The sequence below is a fragment of the Streptomyces sp. NPDC057302 genome (assembly GCF_042667685.1).
Lineage (GTDB): Bacteria > Actinomycetota > Actinomycetes > Streptomycetales > Streptomycetaceae > Streptomyces.
Map to the genome: position 1 here is coordinate 1 of NZ_JBHUZJ010000145.1, position 10,922 is coordinate 10,922.

Annotated in this window: 6 protein-coding genes; 5 read left to right on the forward strand and 1 reads right to left on the reverse strand. The window is 71.3% G+C overall.

Annotation, left to right across the window (positions count from 1 at the left end; genetic code table 11):
• Both ACFUPX_RS43250 and ACFUPX_RS43255 read left to right on the forward strand, forming a co-directional pair.
• The coding region (locus ACFUPX_RS43250; protein WP_383335099.1) for an SDR family NAD(P)-dependent oxidoreductase at nucleotides 1–4,023 on the forward strand (4,023 nt) is incomplete at its 5' end.
• A gap of 73 nt (nucleotides 4,024–4,096) precedes the next feature.
• Complete coding sequence (locus ACFUPX_RS43255; RefSeq protein ID WP_383335101.1) at nucleotides 4,097–4,858, forward strand: thioesterase II family protein; 762 nt, start codon at nucleotides 4,097–4,099, stop codon at nucleotides 4,856–4,858.
• 98 nt (nucleotides 4,859–4,956) lie between these two features.
• Here ACFUPX_RS43255 and ACFUPX_RS43260 read toward each other — a convergent pair whose 3' ends face one another.
• Nucleotides 4,957–5,610 (reverse strand): response regulator transcription factor, encoded by a 654-nt coding sequence (locus ACFUPX_RS43260; protein ID WP_383335103.1) that lies wholly within the window; start codon nucleotides 5,608–5,610, stop codon nucleotides 4,957–4,959.
• Nucleotides 5,611–6,119: 509 nt separating this feature from the next.
• Between ACFUPX_RS43260 and ACFUPX_RS43265 the strand changes: the two genes are divergently transcribed.
• From ACFUPX_RS43265 to xdhC, 3 genes are read left to right on the forward strand one after another with little or no spacing between them, the layout of a single operon-like run.
• Nucleotides 6,120–7,622 (forward strand): xanthine dehydrogenase small subunit, encoded by a 1,503-nt coding sequence (locus tag ACFUPX_RS43265; protein ID WP_383335105.1) that lies wholly within the window; start codon nucleotides 6,120–6,122, stop codon nucleotides 7,620–7,622.
• Nucleotides 7,619–10,045: a xanthine dehydrogenase molybdopterin binding subunit gene (gene xdhB, locus ACFUPX_RS43270; protein WP_383335107.1), complete on the forward strand. Its 2,427-nt coding sequence runs from the start codon at nucleotides 7,619–7,621 to the stop codon at nucleotides 10,043–10,045. The genes ACFUPX_RS43265 and xdhB overlap by 4 nt, the downstream gene beginning before the upstream one ends.
• Before the next feature lies 1 nt (nucleotide 10,046).
• On the forward strand, nucleotides 10,047–10,856 hold the full coding sequence (gene xdhC / locus ACFUPX_RS43275) for a xanthine dehydrogenase accessory protein XdhC (RefSeq protein WP_383335109.1): 810 nt from the start codon (nucleotides 10,047–10,049) through the stop codon (nucleotides 10,854–10,856).
• The last annotated feature ends 66 nt before the right edge of the window (nucleotides 10,857–10,922 follow it).

Here is a 10,922-nt window from a genome sequence, read left to right on the forward strand (position 1 = left end):
AACGGTCCGCGCTCCGTGGTGGTGGCGGGTGACGCCGACGCCTTGGACGAGTTGATGGAGTCCTGCGCGGCCGATGAGGTGCGCGCCCGCCGGGTGCCGGTGGATTACGCCTCGCACTCGCCGCACGTCGAGCGCATCCAGGAGGCGTTGGCGGACGTCCTTGCCGGGGTCGAGCCCCAGCACGCGAGTGTGCCGATGCTGTCGACGGTCACGGGGGAGTGGTTGACCGGGACTGAGGTCGGTGCGGAGTACTGGTATCAGAACTTGCGCAACACCGTCCGGTTCGAGGACGCGACGCGCGGCCTGCTCGACCAGGGGTTCGGCGCGTTCGTCGAATGCAGCCCGCACCCCGTCCTCACCATCGGCGTGACCGAGACGGTGGAGGCAACCGGCGGCGACGCCGTCACGGTGGGCACACTGCGCCGGGACGAGGGTGGCCTCGACCGGTTCTTGCTCTCCGTCGCCGAGGCGTACGTAGGGGGCCTGCCGTTCGACTGGCGTGCCGTGGTGCCCGCCGGGCAGCACGTCGACCTGCCCACCTACCCCTTCCAGCGCAAGCACTACTGGCTCGACGCTCCCCGAGACCTGCGCTTCGTCGAAGCGGCCGGTGGTCTCGGCCTGGCCGACGCCGAGCACCCGCTGCTCGGCGCCGCCATGGAACTCGCCGACGAGCAGGGCCTGGTGTGCACCGGCAGGCTGGGCACGGACACCCACCCGTGGCTCGCCGACCACGCCGTCGCGCAGACGGTGCTCCTGCCCGGTACCGCCTTCGCGGAGATCGCGCTCGCCGCGGGCGGCAGGCTCGGCCTCGACGAGGTGGAGGAACTGGCGCTCGCCGCACCCCTGGTGCTGCCCGAACGCGGCGGAGTGCGCCTGCGGGTGACGGTCGGCGGCGACGACGGCTCAGGGCGGCGGGCGCTGAGCATCGACTCCTGCCCGGACGACCCGGCGGCTGCCGACTGGACCCGCAACGCCACCGGCTTCCTCACCACCGGAGCCCCCGCGGAGCCGGCCCCGGCCGCACAGTGGCCGCCCGCCGGAGCCGAGCCCGTCGACGTCGACGGCCTCTACGACAGCCTGGAAGGGGCCGGGTTCGTCTACGGGCCCGCCTTCCAGGGCCTCAGGGCGGCATGGCGCGGCGAGGGCGCCGTGTACGCCGACATCAGACTTGACGAGGACCAGCACCGGGACGCCGCATCGTTCGGGCTCCACCCGGCGCTGCTCGACGCCGCGCTGCACGCCTGCATGCTCGGCGGCCTCGTCGAAGACGCCGGTCGACCCCGGCTCCCGTTCTCCTGGAGCGGGATCCGATGGCACGCGACCGGTGCCACAGCGGCGCGGGTACGGCTCACCACCGCCGGACCCGATGCCGTCTCGCTGGAACTGACCGACGTACAGGGGAACCCCCTGGCGACGGTCGCATCCCTGGTCCTGCGGCCGATCGCCGCGGACCAATGGGGTGCGCGCCACCGCGATTCACTGTTCCGGCTGGAGTGGGTGGCCGCACCGACCCGTGCGGCCACCCCCGCTCCCGCCCGCGGTTGCGCGATCGTCGGCCCGGACGACCTCAAGGTCGGCGCGGGCCTCGCCGCGGCCGGTGTCGCCGTCGAGGAGCACGAAGACCTCGCTGCCCTCGCCGAGGCCGGGGTGCCGGGTCTTGTCGTCGTCCCGTGCGCCGAGGACGACGCGGGGCCGGTGGCCGCCGCCCGTACCGCCGCTCTGCGTGCGCTGGGCCTGGCCCAGGAGTGGCTGGCCGACGACCGGTTCCTCGACTCCCGTCTCGTCTTCGTGACCCGGGGGGCCGTCGCGACGGGCCCCGACGAGGACGTGACCGACCTCGCCGACGCGACGGTGTGGGGTCTGATCCGGTCGGCGCAGTCCGAGAACCCCGACCGGTTCACGCTGGTCGACGTGGACGGCCACGACACCTCCTGGACGGCGCTGGCCGCCGCTCTCGCCGCCGCCTCCGAGCCGCAACTGGCGCTGCGTGACGCCGACGTGCTGGTGCCGCGCATCGCCCGGACCCGGCCGTCCGACGTGGACTCCGGGATCGCGTTCGCACCCGGCGGCACGGTCCTGGTGACCGGCGCCACCGGCATGATCGGCGGCCTCGTCACCCGGCACCTCGTGACCGAGCACGCCGTCCGGCATCTCGTCCTCGTCAGCCGCAGCGGCGCCACCGCGCCCGGCGCCGAGGAACTCCGCGCCGAACTGACCGGCCTCGGCGCACACGTGACGCTCGCCGCCTGCGACGTCACCGACCCGGAAGCGCTGGCGGAACTCCTCGCCGAGGTGCCCGCGGACCACCCGCTCACCGGCGTGGTCCACTCGGCGGGCGTCCTGGACGACGGCACGATCAGGACGCTGACCCCGGACCAGGTCGACCAGGTGTTCCGCCCCAAGGTCGACGCGGCCTGGCACCTGCACGAGCAGACCCGCGACCTGGACCTGTCCGCCTTCGTGCTGTTCTCCTCGGCGGCAGGCATCCTCGGCGGCCCCGGCCAGGGCAACTACGCGGCGGCCAACGCGTTCGTCGACGCACTCACCCAGCACCGCAGGGCCTGTGGCCTCCCCGCCACTTCACTGGCGTGGGGTCTGTGGGAGACCGCCAGCGCGATGACCGGCGACATGGACGAGACCGACGTGGCGCGGCTCACCCGCTCCGGCGTCGGTGGCCTGACCGAGGAGCAGGGCCTCGCGCTGTTCGACCTCGGATGCGCGGCGGACGACGCGGTCGTCGTGCCGATGCGTCTCGACCTCGGAGTCCTGCGCGGGGGGCCCGACGAGGTGCCTCCGCTGCTGCGTGGCCTCGTACGGCCGCGGGCCACGAAGGCGGCCGTCGCGAGCGGCGAGCCGCTGGCGCAGCGGCTCGCCGGTCTCACGGAGGAGCAGCAGGGGCAAGAACTCCTGCTGCTCGTCCGGGACCAGACGGCGGCCGTGCTCGGCTACGCGGCGGAGGAGCTCGATGTCTCCGGCGCCCTGACCCAGCTCGGCCTGGACTCCCTGACCGCGCTGCAACTGCGCAACCGGCTCGCCGGCGCGACCGGGCTTCGTCTGCCCACCACCGTCGTGTTCGACCAGCCGACAGGCCCTGCGCTCGCCGGGTACCTGCGACGCGAACTCGCCTCGGGGGCCGCGACCGGCGCCGGGGGCGACGCTCCCGCCGCGACCGCTGCCCTGGCGGTGGAGGACACGCTCACCGGCCTGTACCGCCAGGCCTGCGACCTCGGGCTGTACGAGGAGGGGTGGCAGATGGTGAACGCGGCCGCCCTGGTGAGGCCGGTGTTCGAGACGCCCGACGAGGTTCCCGCGCTGCCGCCGGTGACGCTGGCGACCGGCCCTGGAATCCCGCTGCTGTGCCTCCCGCCGACGATGGCACCTTCCGGGCCGCACTACTTCGGCCGGTTCGCCCCGGTCTTCGCGGGCGAGCGGGACGTGACCGTACTGCCCAACCCCGGCTTCGCGGCGGGGGAGGCGCTGCCCGCGACCCGGCAGGCGGTCGTGCGCTTCCAGGCCGAGGCCGTCAGGAGGCAGGCGGGCGAGCGGCCGTTCGTGCTCGTCGGCTACTCGTCGGGCGGATGGCTGGCCAACGCGGTCGCCGCGCTGCTCGAAAAGGAGGGAAGCACACCGGTGGCGGTGGTGCTCGTCGACACGTACACGGCGACGACCTCGTTCGAAGGCCGACTTGAGGAGGCGCTGAGGCGGCGCGCGGCCACCAGCGAGGCGTTCGAGCTGATGTCCGGCGCGCAACTGACGGGTCAGGGCGGCTACTTGCGGGTGTTCGGCGACTGGGAGCCCGAACCGATCAAGGCGCCGACGCTGTACGTGCACGCCACCTTCCCGCCGGGGGAGTCGCAGGCGCTGGTGACCGAGGACGACTGGCGGCCCCGCTGGCCGCTGCCGCACGAGGATGCCGACGTCCCCGGCGACCACTTCACGATCATGGACGAGCACTCGGAGTCGACGGCGCTCGCGGTGCGGGCCTGGCTGGCCGACGACCGGGCAGCCACCAACTCCCCCTGAGCGCAACGAGAACGTATCCATGACACTGCCAAGCAAGCCGAGTACGACAACCACAGCAGAACGGACGATCAACATGACTGTTACCGACGGCAGCAGCGACCTCTGGCTCCGCCGGTTCCACCCCGCGCCGGAGGCCCCGGCCCGGCTGGTGTGCTTCCCGCACGCGGGCGGTTCGGCGACCTTCTACTTCCCCGTGTCGGCCGCGCTCCAGAGCGACAGCGACGTGACGGCCCTGCAGTACCCCGGCCGACAGGACCGCAGGTCCGAGCCGAACGTGGACGACATCGGCGTCCTCGCCGACCGGATCGCGCCCGTGGTGGCGCCGCTGTTCGACCGGCCCGTCGTGTTCTTCGGGCACAGCATGGGCGCGGTCATAGCGTTCGAGGTCGCGCGCAGGCTCGAGGAGCAGGGGCACTCGCCCGCGGTGCTGTTCGCCTCCGGCAGGCGCGCACCCTCGACGCGACGCGAGGAGAACGTCCACCAGCGGGACGACGACGGGATCGTGGCCGAGATGAAGGCCATGAGCGGCACCGACGCGCAGGTGCTCGGTGACGAGGAACTGCTGCGTATGGTGCTGCCCGCGATCCGCAGCGACTACCGCGCCATCGAGACGTACGGCCCGGTGGACGCGACCGTCAAGTGCCCGATCACCGCCCTGGTAGGGGACGCGGACCCGAAGACGACGGTGCGGGAAGCGGACGAGTGGCGCTCCCACACGACAGGCGCGTTCGACATCCGGACGTTCAAGGGGGGCCACTTCTACCTCAGCTCGCGCGCGGCGGAGGTGATCGCACTGACGCGGGAGGCGCTGCGCGGTGCCGTAGCCGTCGGCTAGGCGTTCGGGCAGGCGCCGTACGGACGTAAACGGGAAACGGGGGTTGGACGAGCAGGTGGTCCAGCCCCCGTCGCGCGGCTACGCGACCGCGTACGGCCTCAGATGTAGCCCGCGCGCACCGCATAGGCCACCGCGTGGGTGCGGTTGCGCAGTTGGAGCCGGGAGGTCAGATTCTGCAGGACGTTCTTCACCGTGCGTTCGGAGTACGCGAGCTTTACCGCTATCTGCCCGGTGTCCAGGCCCTCCGCCACCAATTGGAGGACTTCGACCTCCCGCGCCGTCATTCCCATCGTGGGGGGCCCGGCCGGACCCGGTGCGCTGCTCTTGAGCTGTCCCATACGGGTGAGGAAAGTGCCTAATAAATCGCCCGGTACATCACCGTCACCCCGGTGGGCCGCTAGTACGGCCCGCAACAGCCGCGCCGGCGTGGCCTCCCGCCGCCACACGATCGAGGTGACACCGCACCCGACGACGTCCAGCAGGTCCGCCTCCCGCATCCGGTCCACCACCAGGACCGCCCGTACGTCCTTGACGCGGACGAGCGTGCGCAGGCTCAGCAGGGTCGCCTCGTCCACCGAGCAGGCGACGAGCAGGGCGACTTGGCCGCTCTCCTGCTGGGCGGTGTCCACCAACCGGATCTCGGGGTACTGACGGAGCTGGCTCACCACTCCGGCCCGAGAAATGGGGTCCGACGTGTGAACGGACAACAACACCCGCTCGGTCATGGGGACGGTCTCGACGGTCTGCTGCACGGGCTAGAGCTCCTTCTGCTTCCATGAAGGCCCAGGGGCTCGAACGCGCCGGACACGAGTGTGCACCGGCCCCCACCCCTCATCGACCAGATAACCAGCTATTACGTTTGTCCCCTAAGAGGCGCTACGTGTTCCTGGTCACCAGACTGCTACCCACCGCTCACGTTCTGCTGATGTTCCGCTGACGTCCGGGGCCGAGAGCGGCCTACCTCTTGACCCCGGTGGCTCCAGCCACTAGTTTGCGGTGGCCGTCGACCTGTCTCACTACCGAAAGGGGGCGACCAGCGGATGACCACCACCTCTGATCTCGGTCGCCTCGCCCAGCGCACGGTCTGGGTCCCGGGTCGGATCGCGCACGGCGCCTGAGTACGCCGTTCTGATGCGCCCGTCCGTGGCGCATTTCAGGTTTTCCCTCATCACCTTCCGGCACGCCGTTGTCGCGTGCTGTCTTGCGCCGCTTTTCCCACCTGGCGCGTCTGAACACAGAAAGCTGCCTGAAATTGGCGAACATGATGAATCGGATCACGGTCAATGGGAAAGAAACGCCGATCTCACCGGCCGCTCCCCACACCACAGCACTGGATTTCCTGCGCGAGCGTGGTCTCACCGGCACCAAGGAGGGCTGCGCCGAGGGTGAGTGCGGCGCCTGCTCGGTCCTGGTGGCCCGCCCCGGGGTGAACAAGCCCACCGACTGGGTGGCGGTCAACGCCTGCCTGACTCCGGCGGCGGCCCTCGACGGCCAGGAGATCGTCACCTCCGAAGGTCTCGCCACCGTCGGCGAACCGGGCGCACCGCGCAAGCTGCACCCCGTGCAGGAAGAGATGGCGCTTCGCGGCGGCTCCCAATGCGGTTACTGCACACCGGGATTCATCTGCAGCATGGCCGCCGAGTACTACCGGCCCGACCGCGGCGCGCACTCCGGAGCGGACGCGCCCAACAGCGCGGATGCGTCCGGCAGTTGTGACCCGACCGGAGGTACCGATACCGAGCACGGTCCCAACGGATTCGACCTGCACGCCCTGAGTGGCAACCTCTGCCGCTGCACCGGCTACCGGCCGATTCGCGATGCCGCGTACGCCGTCGGTACGCCCACCGACGAGGATCTGCTCGCCCGGCGTCGCGAGCAGGCTCCGCCCGCGCCCGCCGCCACCGAATACACCCAGGACGACCGGACGTTCCTGCGGCCGGGCACCCTGGCGGACGTGCTGCGGCTGCTGCGCGAGCGGCCCGACGCGGTGGTGGTCGCCGGCTCCACCGACTGGGGCGTGGAGGTGAACATCCGCTCCCGTCGCGCGGACTGCGTGATCGGCGTCGACCGTCTCTCCGAACTGCGGGAGCTGCGCGTCGAATCCGACCACGTCGAGATCGGGGCGGCGCTGACGCTCACCGAGATCGAACGCCGCCTCGACGGCCGCGTCCCGCTGCTGGGAGAACTGTTCCCGCAGTTCGCGTCCCGGCTCATCCGCAACAGCGCGACCCTCGGCGGCAATCTGGGCACCGGCTCTCCCATCGGCGACAGCCCGCCGGCACTGCTCGCCCTCGAGGCGTCGCTGGTGCTCGCCGACGCCGACGGAGAGCGCGAAGTCCCGCTTGCGGAGTACTTCACCGGCTACCGGCAGAGCGTGCGCCGCCCCGGCGAGCTGATCCGCGCGGTGCGCGTCCCCCTGCCGCTGTCACCGGTCGCGGCCTTCCACAAGATCGCCAAGCGGCGCTTCGACGACATCTCCAGCGTCGCGGTCGCCTTCGCGCTGGACATCGAGGACGGACTCGTACGCAAGGCGCGCATCGGCCTGGGCGGCGTCGCCGCCATCCCGATCCGCTCCCTGGCCACCGAGGCGGCCCTGGAGGGCAAGCCGTGGGTGGCGCGGACCGCCGAGGCCGCGGCCCGGGTGCTGCGGGCGGAAGGCACGCCGATGAGCGATCACCGCGCCAGCGCCGACTATCGCTCCGCGATGCTCGGCGAGAGCATGATGAAGCTGTACGCACAAACCACCGAGGGTGTGTCGTCATGAGCCAGCTGTCCGAGCGCCCCGAGAAGCCGGTCGTCGGCGTCTCCATGCCGCACGAGAGTGCCGTCCTGCACGTCACCGGCACCGCCCTCTACACCGACGACCTGGTGCACCGCACCAAGGACGTGCTGCACGCCTACCCGGTCCAGGCCATGAAGGCCCGCGGCAGGATCACCGCGCTGCGCACCGGGCCCGCGCTCGAGGTGCCGGGTGTGGTCCGCGTGCTGACCGTCGCCGACGTGCCCGGCGTGAACGACGCCGGAATGAAGCACGACGAACCGCTCTTCCCCGACGAGGTCATGTTCCACGGGCACGCGGTCGCCTGGGTGCTCGCCGAGACCCTGGAGGCGGCCCGGCTCGGTGCGGCGGCCGTCGAGGTGGAACTCGACGAACAGCCCTCCCTGATCACGCTCCAGGACGCGATCGCGGCCAACAGTTTCCACGGGGCCCGGCCGCAGATGCTGACCGGCGACGTCGACGCCGGATTCGCCGACTCCGCGCACGTGTTCACCGGCGAGTTCCAGTTCTCGGACCAGGAACACTTCTACCTGGAGACCCACGCGGCGCTGGCGCACATCGACGAGTCCGAGCAGGTCTTCGTCCAGAGCAGCACCCAGCACCCCTCGGAGACCCAGGAGATCGTCGCGCACGTGCTCGGTCTGCACAGTCACGAGGTGACCGTGCAGTGCCTGCGGATGGGTGGCGGCTTCGGCGGCAAGGAGATGCAGCCGCACGGGTTCGCGGCCGTCGCCGCACTCGGCGCCAAGCTCACCGGACGGCCTGTTCGGCTGCGGCTCAACCGCACGCAGGACCTCACCATGTCCGGCAAGCGCCACGGGTTCCACGCCCAGTGGAAGATCGGCTTCGACGCCGACGGCCGCATCCGCGCCATGGACGCCACCTTGACCGCGGACGGCGGCTGGAGCCTCGACCTGTCCGAGCCGGTGGTCGCCCGTGCGCTGTGCCACATCGACAACACCTACTGGATCCCCAACGCACGCATCGCCGGCCGCATCGCCAGGACCAACAAGGCCTCCAACACCGCCTTCCGGGGATTCGGCGGACCGCAGGGCATGCTGGTGATCGAGGACATCATGGGCCGGTGCGCGCCGCTGCTCGGCCTGGACCCGGCGGAGTTGCGCGAGCGCAACTTCTACCGGCAGGGTCAGTCGACGCCGTACGGACAGCCGGTCACTCAGCCCGAACGGATCTCGGCCGTCTGGCAGCAGGTCAAGGACAACGGCGACATCGCGGATCGCCGGCGCGAGATCGCCGCGTTCAACGCCGCGCACCCCCACACCAAGCGGGGCCTCGCCATCACCGGCCTGAAGTTCGGCATCTCGTTCAACCTCACCGCCTTCAACCAGGGCGGCGCGCTGGTGCTGATCTACAAGGACGGCTCGGTCCTGATCAACCACGGCGGCACCGAGATGGGCCAGGGCCTGCACACCAAGATGCTCCAGGTGGCCGCGACCGCCCTCGGCATCCCGCTGCACAAGGTGCGGCTGGCCCCCACCCGCACCGACAAGGTCCCCAACACCTCCGCCACGGCGGCGAGTGCCGGAGCGGACCTCAACGGCGCGGCGGTGAAGAACGCCTGCCAGCAGCTGCGCGAGCGACTGCTGCAGGTGGCCGCCACCCAGCTGGGTTCGAGCCCGGCGGACGTGCGCATCGTCGAGGGCGTCGCCACCGCCCTCGGCAGCGACAAGGAGCTGGCCTGGGACGACCTGGTGCGCACCGCGTACTTCCAGCGGGTCCAGCTCTCGGCGGCCGGGTTCTACCGCACCGAGGGGCTGCACTGGGACGCGAAGTCCTTCAAGGGGTCGCCGTTCAAGTACTTCGCCATCGGCGCCGCCGCGTCCGAGGTGGAGGTGGACGGCTTCACCGGCGCGTACAGCATCCGACGGGTGGACATCGTGCACGACGTCGGCGACAGCCTCTCCCCGATGATCGACATCGGTCAGGTCGAGGGCGGGTTCGTGCAGGGCGCGGGCTGGCTCACGCTCGAGGATCTGCGCTGGGACGCCAGTGACGGGCCCCACCGCGGCCGGCTGCTGACCCAGGCCGCGAGCACCTACAAGCTGCCGAGCTTCTCGGAGATGCCCACGGAGTTCAACGTCACGCTGATGGAGAACGCCACGGAGGAGGGCGCGGTGTACGGGTCCAAGGCGGTGGGCGAGCCTCCGCTGATGCTGGCGTTCTCGGTGCGGGAGGCCCTGCGCCAGGCCGCCGCCGCGTTCGGGCCGAGCGGGGTCAGCGTCGAACTGGCCTCGCCCGCGACGCCGGAAGCGGTGTACTGGGCGATCCAGGCGGCCCGCAAGGGTGCTGCCTCCTCGAACGGCTCTGCCGCCAACGGCCGCGTAGCCGTGGGCCACGCGGCCGACGGCGATGTCCGCACCGGGGCAAAAACACTGAGCGGTGCCTGACATGACGTGGGTCGCCGCGGTCGCACGGTTGCGAGCACGCCGGGAGCCCGGTGTGCTGGCGACCGTCGCGACCGTGCGCGGACACGCCCCGCGCGACGCCGGAGCGAAACTCGTCGTGGGGCGGAGCGAGGCATGGGGCTCGATCGGCGGCGGCAATGTCGAGGCCGTCGCGATCGACCGGGCCCGGGAGATGATCGCCGCTGCCAAGCGGGAGCCGGAGCTGCTCGATTTCGCCCTGAACGACAAGGTGGTCAACGAGCACGGCGTGCAGTGCTGCGGCGGCACGGTCTCGGTGCTGCTCGAACCGCTGGCCGTCGTACGGGCGGTGGCGATCTTCGGCGTAGGGCACGTCGGCCTTGAACTGGCGCGCATCCTGGCACGCCAGGACCTCGACCTCCATCTGATCGACACCCGCTCCGACATCCTCACCGAGGAGCGGCTCGGCGTACTGGCGGACGCGGTGGGGCAGGTGCACGTGCATCACACGCTGCTGCTGCCCGAGGAGGTGCTCGCGGAGCTGCCGCGCGGCACCCACGTCCTGATCATGACCCATGATCACGCCGAGGACGCCGCACTGTGCGACGCCGCCCTGCGCACGCCCCAGCTCGGCTCCATCGGTCTCATCGGATCGGCGGCCAAGTGGGCACGGTTCCGCCACCGCCTCACCACCGAGGGCGGTCACGAGGAGGCCACCATCGACCGGATCAAGACCCCGATCGGCCTCGCGGACGTCACCGGCAAGGAACCCGCGACCATCGCGGTGAGCGTCGCCGCGGATCTGCTGCGCACGTTCGAGACAGAGGGGTACTGACTCTCCGTACGGACCCTCCGACTGCGGCGACATCGACAGAGTGCCCCGCGCTGATGCCGTCTCTTA